The organism is Bradyrhizobium sp. STM 3561 (assembly GCF_045571455.1).
Taxonomy (GTDB): domain Bacteria; phylum Pseudomonadota; class Alphaproteobacteria; order Rhizobiales; family Xanthobacteraceae; genus Bradyrhizobium; species Bradyrhizobium vignae.
Map to the genome: position 1 here is coordinate 1837961 of NZ_CP120695.1, position 16216 is coordinate 1854176.

18 protein-coding genes are annotated in these 16216 nt (G+C 64.2%); 8 read left to right on the forward strand and 10 right to left on the reverse strand.

Annotation, left to right across the window (positions count from 1 at the left end; genetic code table 11):
- Positions 1 to 51: 51 nt before the first annotated feature.
- Complete coding sequence (locus P6U28_RS08290; protein WP_209294327.1) at positions 52 to 939, forward strand: 2-hydroxy-3-oxopropionate reductase; 888 nt, start codon at positions 52 to 54, stop codon at positions 937 to 939.
- Positions 940 to 1055: 116 nt separating this feature from the next.
- Positions 1056 to 1439: a DUF1236 domain-containing protein gene (locus P6U28_RS08295; protein WP_164936828.1), complete on the forward strand. Its 384-nt coding sequence runs from the start codon at positions 1056 to 1058 to the stop codon at positions 1437 to 1439.
- A 34-nt stretch (positions 1440 to 1473) separates the two neighbouring features.
- Here P6U28_RS08295 and P6U28_RS08300 read toward each other — a convergent pair whose 3' ends face one another.
- From P6U28_RS08300 to P6U28_RS08310, 3 genes are all read right to left on the reverse strand, one after another.
- Complete coding sequence (locus P6U28_RS08300; protein WP_407122037.1) at positions 1474 to 1851, reverse strand: VanZ family protein; 378 nt, start codon at positions 1849 to 1851, stop codon at positions 1474 to 1476.
- 76 nt (positions 1852 to 1927) lie between these two features.
- Positions 1928 to 2524, reverse strand: coding sequence for a thiamine pyrophosphate-dependent enzyme (locus tag P6U28_RS08305; RefSeq protein ID WP_162500354.1), 597 nt, complete (start codon positions 2522 to 2524; stop codon positions 1928 to 1930).
- 8 nt (positions 2525 to 2532) lie between these two features.
- Complete coding sequence (locus P6U28_RS08310) at positions 2533 to 3084, reverse strand: thiamine pyrophosphate-binding protein (RefSeq protein WP_162500353.1); 552 nt, start codon at positions 3082 to 3084, stop codon at positions 2533 to 2535.
- 256 nt (positions 3085 to 3340) lie between these two features.
- On the opposite strand from P6U28_RS08310, the gene P6U28_RS08315 reads away from it, so the two are divergent.
- From P6U28_RS08315 to P6U28_RS08325, 3 genes are all read left to right on the forward strand, one after another.
- Entirely contained in the window at positions 3341 to 4390 is a 1050-nt protein-coding gene (locus tag P6U28_RS08315) for a hydroxyacid dehydrogenase (RefSeq protein WP_122404054.1), read from the forward strand.
- Positions 4391 to 4571: 181 nt separating this feature from the next.
- Entirely contained in the window at positions 4572 to 4784 is a 213-nt protein-coding gene (locus P6U28_RS08320) for a hypothetical protein (protein WP_122404053.1), read from the forward strand.
- A 201-nt stretch (positions 4785 to 4985) separates the two neighbouring features.
- On the forward strand, positions 4986 to 5438 hold the full coding sequence (locus P6U28_RS08325; protein ID WP_245509475.1) for a low affinity iron permease family protein: 453 nt from the start codon (positions 4986 to 4988) through the stop codon (positions 5436 to 5438).
- Between the two features lie 32 nt (positions 5439 to 5470).
- On the opposite strand, the gene P6U28_RS08330 is transcribed toward P6U28_RS08325, so the two are convergent.
- The 4 genes from P6U28_RS08330 to P6U28_RS08345 all read right to left on the reverse strand — a co-directional run bounded on the left by P6U28_RS08330 (position 5471) and on the right by P6U28_RS08345 (position 9785).
- A complete protein-coding gene (locus P6U28_RS08330) occupies positions 5471 to 7660 on the reverse strand; it encodes a xanthine dehydrogenase family protein molybdopterin-binding subunit (protein ID WP_122404052.1) in 2190 nt (729 codons plus the stop codon).
- Between the two features lie 7 nt (positions 7661 to 7667).
- Positions 7668 to 8684, reverse strand: coding sequence for an FAD binding domain-containing protein (locus P6U28_RS08335; RefSeq protein ID WP_407122041.1), 1017 nt, complete (start codon positions 8682 to 8684; stop codon positions 7668 to 7670).
- Positions 8681 to 9172, reverse strand: a complete 492-nt coding sequence (locus tag P6U28_RS08340; RefSeq protein ID WP_129143050.1) for a (2Fe-2S)-binding protein — start codon at positions 9170 to 9172, stop codon at positions 8681 to 8683. Before P6U28_RS08340 ends, P6U28_RS08335 begins: the two co-directional genes overlap by 4 nt.
- A gap of 136 nt (positions 9173 to 9308) precedes the next feature.
- Complete coding sequence (locus P6U28_RS08345) at positions 9309 to 9785, reverse strand: Lrp/AsnC family transcriptional regulator (protein ID WP_162500352.1); 477 nt, start codon at positions 9783 to 9785, stop codon at positions 9309 to 9311.
- 143 nt (positions 9786 to 9928) lie between these two features.
- Here P6U28_RS08345 and ald point away from each other — a divergent pair, with 143 nt between their 5' ends.
- The 3 genes from ald to P6U28_RS08360 all read left to right on the forward strand — a co-directional run bounded on the left by ald (position 9929) and on the right by P6U28_RS08360 (position 12733).
- Positions 9929 to 11044, forward strand: a complete 1116-nt coding sequence (gene ald, locus P6U28_RS08350) for an alanine dehydrogenase (RefSeq protein WP_209294326.1) — start codon at positions 9929 to 9931, stop codon at positions 11042 to 11044.
- A gap of 281 nt (positions 11045 to 11325) precedes the next feature.
- Complete coding sequence (locus P6U28_RS08355) at positions 11326 to 11544, forward strand: hypothetical protein (protein WP_122404048.1); 219 nt, start codon at positions 11326 to 11328, stop codon at positions 11542 to 11544.
- 130 nt (positions 11545 to 11674) lie between these two features.
- Positions 11675 to 12733, forward strand: a complete 1059-nt coding sequence (locus tag P6U28_RS08360) for a YeiH family protein (RefSeq protein ID WP_122404047.1) — start codon at positions 11675 to 11677, stop codon at positions 12731 to 12733.
- Positions 12734 to 12945: 212 nt separating this feature from the next.
- On the opposite strand, the gene P6U28_RS08365 is transcribed toward P6U28_RS08360, so the two are convergent.
- From P6U28_RS08365 to P6U28_RS08375, 3 genes are read right to left on the reverse strand one after another with little or no spacing between them, the layout of a single operon-like run.
- A complete protein-coding gene (locus tag P6U28_RS08365) occupies positions 12946 to 13818 on the reverse strand; it encodes an ABC transporter ATP-binding protein (RefSeq protein ID WP_162500351.1) in 873 nt (290 codons plus the stop codon).
- Complete coding sequence (locus tag P6U28_RS08370) at positions 13815 to 14717, reverse strand: ABC transporter permease (protein ID WP_122404045.1); 903 nt, start codon at positions 14715 to 14717, stop codon at positions 13815 to 13817. Before P6U28_RS08370 ends, P6U28_RS08365 begins: the two co-directional genes overlap by 4 nt.
- Positions 14714 to 16135 (reverse strand): ABC transporter substrate-binding protein, encoded by a 1422-nt coding sequence (locus tag P6U28_RS08375; RefSeq protein WP_164936825.1) that lies wholly within the window; start codon positions 16133 to 16135, stop codon positions 14714 to 14716. Before P6U28_RS08375 ends, P6U28_RS08370 begins: the two co-directional genes overlap by 4 nt.
- Positions 16136 to 16216 lie beyond the last annotated feature (81 nt).

Sequence of the window (16216 nt, forward strand, 5' to 3'; positions counted from 1 at the left end):
GCACCGAATGCGTCGATGAACTTTGCTACTCCAACTGTGAGAAATCAAACCATGACCAATATCGGCTTCATCGGACTTGGCACCATGGGACGGCCGATGGCCGGCCATCTTCTGGCTGCGGGCCATCGCGTTCTCCTGCATGATCTCGCGCCGATCGCGCCGGAGCTGATTTCCGCCGGCGGCATCGCCTGCAAATCGGCCAAGCAGGTCGCGGAGCGGGCGGATGCCGTCATCATCATGGTGCCGGATACGCCGCATGTCGAAGCAGTGCTGTTCGGCAAGGACGGCGTCGCAAGCGGCATCTCCAAGGGCAAGATCGTGGTCGACATGAGCTCGATCTCCCCGCTGGCGACGAAAGAGTTCGCCAAGAAGATCGAGGCGCTCGGTGCGGACTATCTCGACGCACCTGTCTCGGGCGGAGAGGTCGGGGCGAAAGCTGCGAGCCTCACCATCATGGTCGGTGGGCCGGAGCGGGCCTTTGGCACCATGAAGCCGATCTTCGACAAGATGGGCAAGAACGTCACGCATGTCGGTGCCAATGGCGACGGTCAGACGACGAAAGTCGCCAACCAGATCATCGTCGCGCTGACGATCGAGGCGGTGAGCGAAGCGCTTCTGTTCGCATCCAAGGCTGGTGCGAACCCCGCGCTGGTGCGCAAGGCGCTGATGGGCGGCTTCGCCTCGTCGCGGATTCTCGAAGTTCATGGCGAGCGCATGGTGAAGCGCAATTTCGATCCGGGATTTCGCATCGAGCTGCACCAGAAGGATCTCAACCTTGCGCTCGAAGGCGCGCGGACGCTCGGCCTCTCGCTGCCGAGCACCGCAGTGGCGCAGCAATTGTTCTCGTCCTGCACCGCCCATGGCGGCAAGGCCTGGGATCATTCGGCGATGGTGCGCGCGTTGGAACTGATGGCAGGGTACGAGATCGCTGCGGTCTGATCTGTTACCGGGTAACACTCTCCAGATGCGTGCTGCATCTTTGTCGCAGGGGAACCGGAACAATGCTCCGGCCCCGCGGGTTGAACATGCATAGCAATCACTGGAGGCGTAAGGACATGAAAACCCGTCTGGCGATTACGTTGGCTGCTGCGTCGCTGCTGGCGTCGAGCGCAGCCTTTGCTCAATCGACCACCGCCCAAGGCGCTGCAGAAGGCGCGCGTGCGGGCGGCGACATCGGCGGCCCGGTCGGCGCGATGGTCGGCGGCACCGTCGGCGCGGCCGTTGGCGCAGGTTTGGAAATTCCGAATGCAATTCTGGGCGGCATTCCGCGCGATGATTCCGTGGTGATCCGCGAGCGCGTCGTGGTCGGCGAGCCGTTGCCGCCCACCGTGGTGCTGCGCCCGGTGCCGAACTACACCCAGTATCGCTACGCGGTCGTGAACGACCGCCGCGTGATCGTCGAACCGCGCACGCGCCGCGTCGTCAGGATCATCGACTGATCTGCGACGCTGACAATATCGGCCCTGCGGAGTGTCACTCCGCGGGGCCTTCGCTCGTCAGGACCGAATCGGCCCGAAGCCGGGCGACGGCCCAATCTGCGGCGGCCGCGAGCACGAAGCCGAGGCAAGCGGTGAGCGCGTCGACCAGAAAATCCTCGAGCCGCGCGTGGCGGCCGGGTGCCCAAAGTTGCATCAGTTCGAGCACGCCGATCAGGACCACTGCAGCCGCTGCGGTCAGCAGGCGCCGCCGCCGGTGGGCAAGGCCGAAGGCCAGCCCCACCAGGATGAAGGCGAGCGCATGTTCGCCGTCCTGACCGAGGTCGGAATGGGGCCGCAGGCCCGGTGGACCAAGGGTTGCGAATGTGACGGCGGCCGCGAGCAGCCAGGCAAAGGAACGAACCAAAAGGGGCATCCGGCTCGCTTAGCACAGATTTGCAAGGCGCCGAATAGTCCCGCCATCAGATCGACATGTAGTTGATGACAAAATGTTAAAGTGGTTCGCGCACGCCGAGACCATGCATGAAGCGTTCCCGGATCTGCACGGGGTCGCGGCGGGTGGTACCCACGCCCGGCTTATCGTCGATTCTGACGGCGATCAGGTTGGGCTCGGAGGCAGCCATCGCATCGTCGACCAGCCGCTCGAAATCCTCCTCGTCTGCGGCCCAGGCGCTGTTGGTGAGACCGGAGCCAACGGCGATTGCGACGATGTCAGCGACATTCGCGGCGGGCGTCGGCTGCGCGCCGGTGATTTGGTAGATGCCGTTATCCATCACGATCATCGTGAGATTTTTCGGCTTCAGGGCTGCGATCGTCGACAGTGCACCGAGCTGCATCAGCAGTGAGCCGTCGCCTTCGAGCGCGAAGACGCGGCGGTCGGGTTGCGCCAGCGCCACGCCGAGCCCGATCGGGAAGGCGAGGCCCATGCTGCCAAGCATGTAGAAATTCTGTGGGCGGTGGCCGGCGGCCCAGAGATCGAAATTGGTGTTGCCGATGCCGCCGATCACGGCCTCTTCGTGCTGGAGCTTCGCGATCAGGCGCGAAGTCACATCGAAGCGGTTCATTATCTTGGTGTTGCGTGCGCTCATGGCCGGCCTCACTTGTCGAAGACCTTGCCGCCCGTGAGCAGCGGGTTGAGGATCAGCGCCACCGGCGCCTGCGTCGTGACGGCCTGCTTGATCGAGCGGTCGGCAATGAATTCGAGCTCGTCGAGCCGGGTGACGGTGTGGTGCTCCAGCGCCAGCGAGTCCAGCACCGGGCGCATGGTGCGGCAGACCAGCGACTGGCCGTAGTTGAACTCGCCGAGCGTCCCGCGCTCGGACACGAACATGATCAGCGGGATCTGGTAGGGCACTGCGAGGGAAGCGAGCACGTTGGCGAGCGTGGCGAAGCCGGAGGTCTGCATCAGCACCGCGCCGCGCCGTCCGCCCATCCACGCGCCTGAGACGATGCCGACCGCTTCCTCTTCGCGGGCGGTGGCAAAGGTGGTGAAGAAGGGATCGGCGTGCAGGTTCTTGATCAGCGGCGTCAGCACGCGGTCGGGCACGTAGGGGATGAGGCTGACCGCGTTCCGCTTCAGGGTTTGCAGGACGATGCCGTGCCAGCTTCTGTCGCTGGTCCCCTCCGTCTGTTGCTCCGCAATCGCCATTGCGTTCTCCCTAGGGCCGCGCATGCTTCTTGGTCGTGACCATTGTTCTGGTCGTCGCGGCGGTGAGCCGAACTTGACGCGGGCAGCGGGATTGTCAACATGTCCGAGCCAGCACCGTGATCTGCGCCAGAAGGCCTGCCGGGGAGGGCGCCGCCATGTCATAAGTGCGGCAACGAAGGAACGGGAGGAAGCACCGGACGGAGCGCGTCGCGCCGACCTGCCAAGCTCCCCCCGCGAGCGAGCCGGAAGGGGCCTGATGTCCGTCAACAACAAGCGCGTGTTCTACGTCAAATACCTGGCCAATCCGATCTATATCGACATCCTGAAGGCGCGGCCCGACGTCCGGCTCGATCGGATCGAGAACGAAAGCCCTGAAGATTTCTATGCGCCCATCCTGAGCGCGGCCCATGTCTATCAGATCGGCGCGGCGCGCGATGAGCTGGCGCCGCATTTCCACGTCGATGCCGCCTTCCTGAAGCGGACGCCGAATTTGCTGCTGGTCTCCAGCAATGGCGCGGGCTTCGACCCCGTCGACGTCGAGGCCTGCACGGAGGCGGGCGTCGTCGTCGTCAATCAGTCCGGCGGCAACGCCCATTCGGTCGCCGAGCATGCGCTGGCGATGATGCTGACGCTGTCCAAGCGCATCATCCAGTCGGATCGCCGTCTGCGCCGCGAACGCGACGTCAACCGCAACGAGCTCGTCGGCAACGAAGTCGAGGGCAAGACCGTCGGCATCATCGGCCTCGGTAATGTCGGCCGCCGCATCGCCGCGCTGTGCAAGGGCCTGCTCGGCATGAAGGTGCTGGCCTATGATCCATATTTGTCGGCCGAAGTGATGGCCGAGCGGGGCGGGGAGAAGGTCGAGCTCGACGAGCTGCTGCGCCGAGCCGATTTCGTCTCGATCTCCTGCCCGCTGAACAAGAGCAGCCGCAACATGATCAGCGTGCGCGAATTTGCGCTGATGCAGCCGCATGCCTATTTCATCACCACGGCACGTGGCTTCATCCACGACGAGGACGCTTTGCTGAAGGCGCTGCGCGACAAGCGCATCGCGGGAGCCGGCCTCGACGTCTGGTCCAAGGAGCCGCCGCCGCCGGAGCATCCGCTGCTCCAGTTCGATAACGTGCTGGCGAGCCCGCACACGGCCGGCGTCACCATCGAAGCGCGCCAGAACATGGGCCGCATCGCCGCCGAACAGGTGCTGGACGTGCTCGACGGCAAGCGCCCGCCGCGCATCATCAATCCCGAAGTCTGGCCGCGCTATGCGGAACGCTTCAAGCAGGCTTTTGGCGTGACGCCGGGATAGGGAAATGCGAGGAATCGAACCCGGGATCCCGAGATTCCGGGTTCGGCCCTGCGAGCCGCCCCGAAATGACGGCGCGAAGAAAACCGCATCCTGACCTTGATCCGCGTCAAAATCTCTTTCCCCAGACCAGCCTAAATGGGATTAGAGTGCCGCCGGGGCTGACGGGGGTGTAGGAGGTCCCATGTCAACTTATGTCGTCAGGTTCATGAAGGACGTGCTCGGCGACTATGGCCGACAGATCGAGGTGTGTCAGGGCACGCTCGAGATCGACGCCTCCGATGAGGACGAAGCCAGAGAGCGGGCCAAGGCGAAATTTTGCAAGGACCAGGCCTTGCATCACTGGTCCCTGCATGCCGACCGCATCCAGGTGAGACCGGCCGATTTCCCGTCGTGAAGGCCCAGCGGACGGGCACCCAGCGACCGCTGTGCCTTGACGTGTCGAACCAGCAGCCGTGGCGCTGGCGACACCGCATGATAGGCCGGCCAGGCCCGCAGTTCGCCACGCCAAGCATACCCACCCCGATTGCTTCAGCCGCGGAGGCGTTTGAAACCTCTGCCGGGGGGACGTGTTCTACTCTCGATGGCGTCCGACACGATGGAGCCGATGGCCTCGCGGCAATTCACCGCCTCCATCACCAGGATCGTCGGCGCATCGGGCGACGGTGCGAATTTGGTTCAGCGACGAAAAGAGCACTGGTTTTCCAGGTTTGCGTCCGAAATTGCAACGCGGAGCGGCCGCCCCTGGCCGTTTGCATTGGCGGTCTGCACCGTGGCAGCGTGGCTCGTTAGCGGACCAATCTTCGGCTTCTCCGACACATGGCAGCTGATCATGAATACGGTCAGCAGCATCGTCACATTCCTGATGGTGTTCCTGATACAGAACACGCAGAACAGGGACAGTGCTGCACTCCAGTTGAAACTCGATGAGCTCATTCGGGCCACCGCGCCGCGGAAAGATCTCGTCGGGATCGAGGAGATGCCGCAGTCGGAACTCGAATCCAAGCGACGCGAGTTGGAGAACGGGACGGACACATCGTCAGATGCGTAGAGCGCCGGCCTGTTGTTTCGTTTAGCCCTGATTCAGTCAATCAGCTTGTCCAGCGTGATCGGGAAGCGCCGGATGCGCTTGCCGGTGGCGTGATAGACGGCGTTCGCAATCGCCGCAGGCACGCCGACGATACCGATCTCACCGAGACCCTTGACGCCCAGCCTGTTGATCCGTTCGTCGGGCTCATCGACGAAGATGACGTCTATGTCGTGAACGTCGGCATTCACGGGAATGTGGTACTCGGCAATGTTCGCGTTCATGATGCGGCCGAAGCGGTGATCCATCACCGTCTCCTCGTGCAGCGCCATTCCGATGCCCCAGACAACGCCGCCCATGATCTGGCTGCGGCCGGTCTTGGTGTTCAGGATGCGTCCGGCCGCGACCGCGCTCACGACCCGCGTGACGCGGATCACGCCGAGCTCCTCGTCGACCTTCACCTCGGCGAAGACGGCCGAATGCGTGTTGCGGGCGTACGATTTGTCTTCTACGAACTGGTTGAGCTTCTGTTTTTCGATCCGCTCGACCTTGCTGTGGCGCATGACATCCGCAATCGAGACGGCGGCTCCGTTGCTGGCGATCATGCCGTCGACCAACGTGACATTGACGGGGTCAGCGAGCGGCGAGCCCGGCATCGCCTTGGCGAGCCGTGCCAGCTCCTGGCGAATGTCTTCGGCCGCTCCCAGCACCGCGTGCGCGCTGGACGCCGCCATCCAGGAGCCGCCCTCGACAGGGGCTTGCGGCAAGGTCGAATCGGCGAGCCGGACGCTGATGTTGTCGATCGGCAGCCCGAGGGCATCGGCCGCTACCTGTGCCACGATGGTGTACGTACCGGTGCCAATGTCGGATGCGGCGCAGGAGACCTCGGCATGGCCGTTGGCCGTCAGCACGATGCGGGCGGCGACGGGCATCTGCAGCGCCTCCCACACCCCTGTCGCCATGCCCCAGCCGACCAGCTCCTTGCCGTCGCGCATGGAGCGCGGCGCGGGGTTCCGCCGCCCCCAGCCGAAGGCTTCGGCGCCGCGGGCGTAGCATTCGCGCAACCGCTTGCTAGTGTAGGGCAGGTCTTCGCTTTGGTCGCGATCCGAGTAGCACTTCAGCCGCAGCTCGATCGGGTCGAGCTTGAGCGCGACGGCCAATTCGTCCATGGCGCATTCGAGCGCGCAGACGCCCGATGCCGCGCCCGGCGCGCGCATGTCACAGGGGGTGGCGACGTCGAGGTGGACGAGCTTGTGGGAGAGACGGCTGTTGGGGCTCTTGTAGAGCTGCTCCGCCCAGCCGGTATCGTTGCGCGAGAAATCCTCAAAGCGCGAGGTGACCGCAATGGCCTCGTGGCTGACGGCATCGAGCGTGCCATCGGGCTTTGCGCCGAGCGCAACGTGCTCGATGGTCATCGGACGGTAGCCCAAGCTGTACATCTGCTGCCGTGTCAGGACGACGCGGACAGACCGCTTCAGCGCGAGCGCGCCAAGCGTTGCCAAGACCACCTGGTGCTGCGGCCGCAGGCCTGAGCCGAAGGCGCCTCCGACATAGGGCGAGAGCACGCGGATGTCGTCCGGCTTCTTGCCGAAAACGCTGCAGAGAAACTTCTGGACGTTCTGGACACCCTGCGTCTTGTCATAGACGGTAATGCCGCCGTTGCCGTCCCAGACGGCCGTCGTCGCATACAGCTCCATCGGGTTGTGATGCTCGCTCGGAATGACATAGTCCGCCTCGAGACGGACGGCCGCCCGCGTCAGCGCTGCTGGCGCGTCACCGCGCGGCTTGTGCGGCTGATCCACTTTGGCAGCCTTGCCGCGCTCGGATTCGAGATCGGTCGCAAACGCCTCCTGCTCGTATTCAACGCGGACGAGGGTTGCGGCGAACTTGGCGGTTTCCCAGTCCTCGGCCACGACCAGCGCGATCGGCTGGCCGTTGAACTTGATCCTGTCATCATAGAGCGGCCGGAACGGCGAGCCCTTCTCCGGCGCCACCTCGTCCTTCCAGGCGTCGTCCTTGTCGGCGAGGGGCGGACGATGCGCGTGGGTGAGCACGTCGACCACGCCCTTCACCTTCAGCGCCTCGCTGGTGTCGAGGCGGGCGATGCGCCCGCGCGGAATGGTGGCCGCGACGACGAAACCATGGAGGAGGTGGTCTGCCGCGAATTCGCCGGCATATTTGGCTGCCCCCGTGACTTTGGCCCGGCCGTCGACGCGTGACGTTGGTGTTCCGACATAGGCGTTCATCGAGCCCTCATGCGATCTTCTTGTGAGCTTGCGATTGCGGCGTGGCGCTTGCGGCCTGCATCAGCGTACGCACAACGGCGCGGCGCGCGAGCTCGATCTTGAAGCCGTTCTGCGAACGAGCGGTTGCCCCCTGCAGCAGCAGGTCGGCGGCGCGCCCAAAATGATCCGGCGTTGCCGCCTGGCCGTGCAAAGCCGCTTCGGCCTCGAGGCTTCGCCAGGGCTTGTGGGCCACGCCGCCAAGCGCCAGGCGGGCTTCGCTGATTGCGTTGCCCTCCAGTTCGAGCGCGGCCGCGACCGAGACCAAGGCAAAGGCGTAGGACAGTCGGTCGCGGATCTTCAGATAGCTGTAGTTCCGGGCGAAGCCGCGTGGCGGCAGCTCGATTGCGGTGATGATCTCGCCGCTACCGAGATTTGTATCGAGATGGGGCTTGTCGTCCGGCAGCCGATGGAAATCGGTCAGCGCGATGGTGCGCTGACCGGTGGCGCCTGCGATGTGCACGAGCGCGCCGAGCGCGGCCAGCGCCACGCTCATGTCGGACGGGTTGGTCGCGATGCAGGACTTGCTGGTGCCGAGGATTGCGTGGTTGCGGTTGAGGCCATCGAGAGCCGAGCAGCCGGTCCCTGGGCTTCGTTTGTTGCAAGGCGTCGCCGTGTCATAGAAGTAGGCGCAGCGCGTGCGCTGCATCAGATTGCCGCCGACTGAGGCCATGTTGCGCAGTTGCGCGGAGGCGCCGGCCAGGATGGCGCTGGCGAGCAGGGGATAGCGCTTTTCGATCAGCGGGTGGTAGGCGAGATCCGAATTCGGCACCAAGGCGCCGATGCGCAGGCCGCCGTCCGCGGTGTCCTCGACGTCGCGGAGCGGCAGGCGGGAGATGTCGATCAGCCGGGAGGGTCGTTCGACATTCTCCTTGATCAGGTCGATCAGGTTGGTGCCGCCGGCAATCAGCTTTGCGCCTGGATCGGCGGCGAGCAGGCGGATGGCGTCGGGCACGTCGCTTGCGCGGGAATATTGGACGTTGTTCATGACCGGCCCATTGCCTGCTCGATCGCAGCCACGATGTTGGGGTAGGCGCCGCAGCGGCAGAGATTTCCGCTCATCAGCTCCCGGATCTCGTCGGCATCCCGCGCACGACCTTCGGCCAACAGGCCCGCGGCAGAGCAAATCTGTCCGGGCGTGCAATAGCCGCATTGAAAGGCATCATGCTCGATAAAGGCCTGTTGCAGGGGATGCAGTGTGCCGTCACTGGCCAAGCCTTCGATCGTCGTGATCGCAGCGCCATCCTTCATCACGGCGAGCGTCAGGCAGGAATTGACGCGTCTTCCGTCGACCAGGACGGTGCAGGCGCCGCATTGGCCGTGATCGCAGCCCTTCTTGGTGCCGGTCAACTCCAGACGGTCACGCAGGGCATCCAGCAGCGTGGTCCACGGCGCGACCTCGAGTGTGCGCCTTGCGCCATTGACGACAAGGTTGATCGGAATGCGTTCGGGGATCTGATCCGTGATATCGGCCATGTCCTGTTTCCCTGTGGAGAGGCCGAACTGGGCAAGGATGCTGACGCGAGGATGCGTTGCCGCCGCTGGCCAATAGCGCCCAACGGATGACAGGATGCTTAGTTCCCGGCCGGTTCTCGCGATGGTTGGGATGAGATCAGCGCTTTTCGCCGAACACCACGGTCGGCACCGCGCGGTTGACGATCTCGCGCAGCGCGAAGCTCGATTGCACCCGCGCGACGCGGGGCAGGCGGGACAGCTCGGTGCGGTGGATGCGCTCGAAATCCTGGATGTCGCGGGCGAGCACGATCAAGATGTAGTCGTCGGTCCCCGACATCAGGAAGCAGCGCACGACGGACGGACACTTCACCACCTCCGCCTCGAACGCCTTCAGTGCCTCGTCGCTCTGGCTCTCCAGCGCAATGCGAACCAGCACGGTGGTGGTGAGACCAAACTGGGCGAGGTCGAGCGCTGCCTGGTAGGCCTGGATGTAGCCTTCGTCCTCCAGCGCCTTCTGCCGCCGCGCTAGCGCCGTGCTCGACAGGCCGACCTTGTTGGCAAGCTCGGTGTGGCTGGCTCGCGCATTGGTCGTGAGCTCCGCGAGGATGGCAAGGTCTTTCCGGTCGAGGGCCAAAGTTTCGTTTCCAGCGTCAAAAGACGTTTCCGCGCCGGAAACCGGCACGGGCGCCGCCAAGGTAGCGGATATTTGCACGGAACCAAACCGGCCCTCTCGCTACGATCAACAATAGAATCAAAGGATTGGCGAGGGAGATCAAGATGCGCGTTGGAGTCCCGAAGGAGATCAAGGTGCAGGAATATCGCGTCGGGCTCACCCCAGGCGCGGTCCGTGAATATGTCGCCGCCGGACACCAGGTGACGGTCGAGAGCGGCGCCGGCAGCGGCATCGGCGCGTCCGACGAGGTCTACCGGCGGGCAGGGGCCTCCATTGCCGAGACCGCCCGCGAGATCTTTGCCAAATCCGACATGATCGTGAAGGTGAAAGAACCGCAGAAGAGCGAATGGGCTCAGCTCCGCGAAAACCAGATCCTGTTCACCTATCTTCATCTTGCGCCGGATCCGGATCAAGCTAAGGGCCTGCTCGCTTCCGGTTGTACCGCGATTGCATATGAAACCGTCACCGACGCGGCCGGCCACCTCCCGCTGCTCGCGCCGATGAGCGAAGTCGCCGGCCGCCTCGCCATCGAGGCCGCCGGCGCCGCGCTCAGGCGTTCGGCCGGAGGCCGCGGTGTGCTGCTTGGAGGCGTGCCCGGCGTGCAGCCGGCACGCGTCGTCGTGCTCGGCGGGGGCGTGGTCGGTAAGCAGGCTGCGCGCATGGCCGCGGGCCTCGGTGCCGAAGTCACCGTGATCGACCGCTCGATTCCGCGCCTGCGCGAACTGGACGATCTCTTTGCCGGACGCATGCGCACCCGTTTCTCAACCATCGAGTCGGTCGAGGAAGAGGTGTTCGCCGCCGACGTGGTGATCGGTGCCGTGCTGGTGCCCGGCGCCAGTGCGCCGAAGCTCGTCACGCGCGCCATGCTGAAATCGATGCGGCCGGGGGCCGTTCTGGTCGACGTCGCGATCGACCAAGGCGGCTGCTTCGAGACCTCGCATCCGACCACGCATACCGATCCGACCTACGAGGTCGATTGTGTCGTGCACTATTGCGTCGCCAACATGCCCGGCGCCGTGCCGGTGACCTCGAGCCAGGCCCTGAACAACGCGACGCTGCCGTTCGGCCTGATGCTCGCAAACAAGGGATTTGCCGCAGTGTTGGAGAACCCGCATTTGCGAAACGGCCTCAACGTGCACCGCGGGCGGATCACCAACAAGGCGGTGGCGGAGAGTCTGGGACTGAACTTTGCGCCGGTGGGGAGTGGGTTGGCGGCGTAAGGACACGGCCTGCGCTCGCTTGCGAAGCGGTGCTGGCGTTGCCGCTCCAGTTCAATCCGCCTTCGTCGACGAGAAGGCGAACGAAGCGATCCGGCCGCGTTATCTGGCCCTATAGCTCCGGCCGCCGGTGTCTTGGTAAGCCAAAAGAAGAAAACTATTGTTCCGAGGTCATCCGGCGGAAGGAGATTTCCTCCTCGAGGGCAAAAACGCCAATCGCTTCCATTGCTGTTTGGGCCCGAAACGACGACATTCCCGTCAGATTTGACGGATTGGCTACGGTCATGGAACGCACTGGATTTGAGCCCTTCGGCGAGCAGCTGGTGTCCGCAACGGACGCCCAGCCGAAGTCGCGCGCCTCAAAGCTTCTGCTGCGAGCCGGCACCGCGCTGTTCTGGTCGCTGGTCGCGGGCATCGTGCTGGCGCGTGCGGCCTTCTTCGAGCCGGGCATCTATGACGGCTTCAGCCGGGTCGCCTCGCTCGCCAAGAACCTGATCTTCTAAGGCTCGCCTGATCTTCCGAGCCCGATTATTCCAGGCCGAGGACAGAACTTCCCTCGGCCCTGATATGTCGAAAACTTATTTCCCAATCGGGTGGCGCTGCGTATAAATCCTTCTCCTCCGGGAGAGATTTGTGTCGCAGAATCAAGCATCCAGCCCGGCCGATACCAAGCCGGCCACCGCCGTCAGCCGCATTGCGGCGCTGATTCCGGGCATCCTCCTCTGCATTCTCGTCGCCGGCGTCTCGGCCCTGCTGGAGCAGGCGGAACTGGGTGTGTTCGAGCATCCCTATGTCGAGGCGCTCGTGATGGCGATCCTGCTCGGCATGGCGCTGCGCAGCTTCTGGAAGCCTGGCCCACGCTGGCAGGCTGGCATCGCCTTCAGCGCCAAGCAGCTCCTTGAAGTCGCGGTCATGCTGCTTGGCGCCTCCATCAGCTTTGCCGCCATCGCTGCGTCGGGCATCGCCCTGCTGGCTTCGATCGCGGCCGTCGTCGTGGTCGCGCTCTGTGTCTCCTTCGGCCTCAGCCGGCTGCTCGGCCTCTCGACGCGTCTCTCGATCCTGATCGCTTGTGGCAACTCGATCTGCGGCAATTCCGCGATTGCGGCCGTGGCGCCGATCATCGGCGCCAACAGTGACGAGATCGCGTCCTCGATCTCCTTCACCGCGATCCTCGGTGTGATGATGGTGCTGGGCCTGCCGCTGCTGATCCCGCTGCTGCAGCTGTCCGCCACGCAATACGGGATCCTTGCGGGTCTCACCGTCTACGCCGTGCCACAGGTGCTTGCAGCGACGGTGCCGGCCGGCCTCGTCTCGACCCAGATCGGCACGCTGGTCAAGCTGATGCGCGTCCTGATGCTCGGCCCGGTCGTCGTCGGCCTCTCGCTGGTCGCCTCGCGCTGGCAGGCCGATGCCAAGAAGACCAATCTCGGCTTCTTTCGCCTAGTGCCGTGGTTCATCCTCGGCTTCCTCGCGCTCGCGACCCTGCGCTCGCTCGAGATCGTGCCGGCCGCTGTGGTCGGACCGGTGACGAAGATCACGGGCTTTCTCACGGTGGTGTCGATGGCAGCGCTCGGACTCGGCGTCGACGTGCGCGTGCTCGCCAATGTCGGCGGCCGAGTGACGGCAGCCGTGACGCTCTCGCTGCTGCTGCTGCTCGGGATCAGCATCGCATTGGTGCACTGGTTCAAGTGAGACGATCCGGCCGCAAGCGCGCTGCACCCTCTCCCTTTGCGGGTCGTTGCGGGAGAGGATGGCTCGCCGCGTTAGCGGCGAGAGGGTGAGGGGTTCACTCCGCGAGCGCTTCTTTCACCGTGTCATTCGCGGATAGCACCCCATCCGGCGCTTTGCGCCACCTTCTCCCACAAGGGACAAGGGAAGAACAGCGCAAGCGTCGAGGGCGATCGCTAAATCACGTCCGCCAGCGAGTGCCCGTGCAGCTCGATGTTGAGTCCCTGCATGCCCATGTCGTTGATCTCGCCGCCCATCGCTTTGAGGCTTTCCTCGCGGATCAGGGACATCAGCCCGCGGCGCAGCGCCAAAAATTCCGACGACATCATCATGGATTGCTGCCGCGGCCGCTCCAGCGGGATCGGAATCTCCGCCTTGATCGAGCCGGGCCGCGCGGTCATGCAGTAAACGCGGTCGGATAGGAAGATGGCTTCATCGATGTCGTGGGTGACGAACAGCACTGAGATCTTCAGCCGCTGCCACATGTTGGTGAGGATCTGCTGCATGATGACGCGCGTCTGCGCGTCGAGCGCGCCGAACGGCTCGTCCAGCAGCAGCACCTTCGGTCCGGTCGCGAGCGCTCTTACGATGCCGACGCGCTGTTTCATGCCGCCGGAGAGCCTTTCCGGATAGTGCTTCTCGAACGCCTCCAGCCCCGCCAGCCCGAGCAGGGTGCGCGCGGCGCGCTCGCGCTGGGAGCGCGGCATGCCGCGCATCTTCAGGCCGAACTCGACATTCTCCCGCACCGTCTTCCAGGGAAACAGCGAATATTGCTGGAACACCATACCGCGCTCGGCGCTCGGGCCGTTCACGCGCTCGCCGTCGACGGTGACGATGCCCGTCGTGGGTTTAAGGAAGCCGGCGACGGCGTTGAGCAGCGTCGATTTTCCGCAACCGGAGGGGCCGACGATCGAGACGAACTCGCCGGGTTTCACATGGATTTGCGTATCGGTGACGGCCTGAACCGATCCCTCGATGGTCTCGTAGGCGAGGGAGAAGTTCTTGACTTCGATATGGCCCTTCGACGTGTTCGCAAGCATCTCGCTCATGTCGACCTCCACGGCATCACCAATTGTCCGGCGCCGCGGATCAACAGGCTAGAACCGAGGCCGAGCACGCCGATCGCGATCATGCCGAGCGCGATGTCGGCATACTGGACCAGCGAATAGGCCTCCCAGGTGAAATAGCCGATGCCGTACTGGCCCGAGATCATTTCGGCAGCGATCAGCGACACCCAGGCGACGCCCATGCCGACAGTGAGGCCGGTGAAGATGTGCGGCAGCGACGCCGGGAAATATACCTCGCGGAAGATCGAGCGCTCGCGCGCGCCGAGACATTGCGCCGCGCGGACCAGCACCGGATCGACCAGCGACATGCCGTGCAGCGTGTTGACCAGGATCGGGAAGAACGAGCCGAGGAAGGTGATGAAGACGATGCTTTGCTCGTTGGTCGGCCACAGCATGATCGCCATCGGCACCCAGGCGATCGCCGGGATCGGCCGCAGCACCTCGGCGACCGGGAAGATCACCTCGTGCACCAGCTTGAACCGGCCCATGATCAGGCCGAGCGGCACCCCGATGATCGCCGCCAGCGAGAAACCGATGAAGATGCGCCGGCAGCTCAAGAGGATGTGCATCAGGAATTTTGGATCGTGCATCGCCTTGGTGAAGCTCGCATAGACCGCGAGCGGCGAAGGCACGTTGGTGAAACGCACGAAGAACACGACGCGGTAGGTCGTGAGCAGGTGCCAGACCAGCAGGAAGGCGAGCAGCGAAATCAGGCCGATCGCGGTCGCACGCAGCCGGCTCTGGTTCAGCCGGTACCAGCGCAAAGCGAGCGTGCCGAACGAGGGCGGTGTTGCGGGCGGCCTGACGGCACGCACGGAGCCCGCCTCTGCAATGGCTGGCATGCTGTCCTCGGAATGTCTGAGGATGGCGGGATTGCTCACGTCTTGCCTCCGCTGACCGCCGCCTTCACCGCTTCGTCGAAGCCGAGCACCTTGCCGCCGATTTTGACCGCATAGGCTTCGGCGTCCTTCTTCAGCAGGAACGGAGTGACGTCGCCATTGCCGACCGCGAAGAAGGCCTGGTCGGCGAACAGCTTGATGCCGCGCGTGGTGTCGAAGACGTAGGCGACGTTGATCTTCTTGCCCTTGGCCTTGTAGTCGGCATAGGCACCCAGCGTGCAGGCGGCGGACGAGAACGGCAGGATGCCGGCGTCGTCCACCCAGACCTCGCCGGCCTTGCGCGGATCGGCGATCGGTTTCTTGCAGAAGGAATCTTCGCCGGAGATCTCGTAGTTCTTCGTGCTTGCAAGCTGCGCGTCGTAGTCGAGATTCATCTCGGCATAGGCCTTGCGGATGTAGCTGTCGTCGACCCACTTCTTCGGATCGAACTCCTTCATGCGGCCGAGGTTTTGCAGCACCTTCACATCGGCGGTGGCGGCATCGATCAGAGCCGGCTTGATCGTGGGATCGGTGGTCATGTTGCCGCTGGGGCCGAGAAAGATGTAGACCACTTCCTTGCTGATGCCGGTCCATTCCTGGATTTTTTCCGCAGCTAGCTTCGGGTCGTCGCGCAGCCACTGGTCGGCGGCGATCAGCGCCTTGAAATAGGCAACGACGACCTCAGGATATTTTTCGGCGAAATCGGTGCGGACGACGATGCCGTGGAAGGTCGGCAAGTTCGTCTCGACGCCGTCGAAGATCTTTCGCGCAAAGCCGCGGAACGGCAGCAACTCGGCAAAGGGGACGAAGTCGGCGTGGGCGTCGATCTTCTTTTCCTGGAGATTGGTCGAGCCGACCTCCGGGCTCTGGCTCACGAGTTGGAAGAAGTCGGATGCATAGCCGCGGTCCTGCATCGCCTTCAGCACCATGCCATGCGCGGCAGAGCCGAAGGGCACGCTGACCAGCTTGCCCTTGAGGTCGGCGAGGTCGTAGTAGGGCGAGTCCTTGTGGACGACGAGGCCGTTGCCGGAGCCCTCGAGGCTGTAGGCCGCAACGCCGACGAGGCGGCTCTTGCTCTCCGGGTTGTTCTCGAAGGTGAAGCCGTTCACGATCAGCGGATAGTCGCCCATCATGCCGATCTGCAGCTTGTTCGCCATCATCGCGTTGGTGACCGGCGGCCCGGAGGTGAAGTTCTGCCACTCCAGCTCGAACTTGATGTTGGCGTATTTGCCGTCCCTCGGCAGATATTTTTCGAGCAGATGCAACTGGCGGATGACGACGCCCGCGGTCACCGTGTTGGTCGTGGTGTCCTGCGTTCCAATGCCGAGCGTGACGGTCTCCGCCGATGCCGGCTGCGTGACGAGGAGCGCCAGCGACGTCACCAGCATCGCGATCGAGAGCGTGGGAAGATGGCGGACCATTCTCATCCTCATTCGGTTGGATGTGCTGTGGTTGCCATGATTGGGTGAGGGCGCAGGCAGAGCAAATCCGGAGTGACCGCG

What these genes read in the sequence shown, in the direction of transcription:
- P6U28_RS08320 (WP_122404053.1), top strand. Translation starts at nt 4,572, where the DNA reads ATGTCAACTTATGTCGTCAGGTTCATGAAGGACGTGCTCGGCGACTAT.
- P6U28_RS08305 (WP_162500354.1), bottom strand. Translation starts at nt 2,524, where the DNA reads ATGAGCGCACGCAACACCAAGATAATGAACCGCTTCGATGTGACTTCG.
- P6U28_RS08365 (WP_162500351.1), bottom strand. Translation starts at nt 13,818, where the DNA reads ATGAGCGAGATGCTTGCGAACACGTCGAAGGGCCATATCGAAGTCAAG.
- P6U28_RS08290 (WP_209294327.1), top strand. Translation starts at nt 52, where the DNA reads ATGACCAATATCGGCTTCATCGGACTTGGCACCATGGGACGGCCGATG.
- P6U28_RS08315 (WP_122404054.1), top strand. Translation starts at nt 3,341, where the DNA reads ATGTCCGTCAACAACAAGCGCGTGTTCTACGTCAAATACCTGGCCAAT.
- P6U28_RS08340 (WP_129143050.1), bottom strand. Translation starts at nt 9,172, where the DNA reads ATGGCCGATATCACGGATCAGATCCCCGAACGCATTCCGATCAACCTT.
- P6U28_RS08335 (WP_407122041.1), bottom strand. Translation starts at nt 8,684, where the DNA reads ATGAACAACGTCCAATATTCCCGCGCAAGCGACGTGCCCGACGCCATC.
- P6U28_RS08375 (WP_164936825.1), bottom strand. Translation starts at nt 16,135, where the DNA reads ATGGTCCGCCATCTTCCCACGCTCTCGATCGCGATGCTGGTGACGTCG.
- P6U28_RS08310 (WP_162500353.1), bottom strand. Translation starts at nt 3,084, where the DNA reads ATGGCGATTGCGGAGCAACAGACGGAGGGGACCAGCGACAGAAGCTGG.
- P6U28_RS08355 (WP_122404048.1), top strand. Translation starts at nt 11,326, where the DNA reads ATGGAACGCACTGGATTTGAGCCCTTCGGCGAGCAGCTGGTGTCCGCA.
- ald (WP_209294326.1), top strand. Translation starts at nt 9,929, where the DNA reads ATGCGCGTTGGAGTCCCGAAGGAGATCAAGGTGCAGGAATATCGCGTC.
- P6U28_RS08325 (WP_245509475.1), top strand. Translation starts at nt 4,986, where the DNA reads ATGGAGCCGATGGCCTCGCGGCAATTCACCGCCTCCATCACCAGGATC.
- P6U28_RS08330 (WP_122404052.1), bottom strand. Translation starts at nt 7,660, where the DNA reads ATGAACGCCTATGTCGGAACACCAACGTCACGCGTCGACGGCCGGGCC.
- P6U28_RS08300 (WP_407122037.1), bottom strand. Translation starts at nt 1,851, where the DNA reads ATGCCCCTTTTGGTTCGTTCCTTTGCCTGGCTGCTCGCGGCCGCCGTC.
- P6U28_RS08295 (WP_164936828.1), top strand. Translation starts at nt 1,056, where the DNA reads ATGAAAACCCGTCTGGCGATTACGTTGGCTGCTGCGTCGCTGCTGGCG.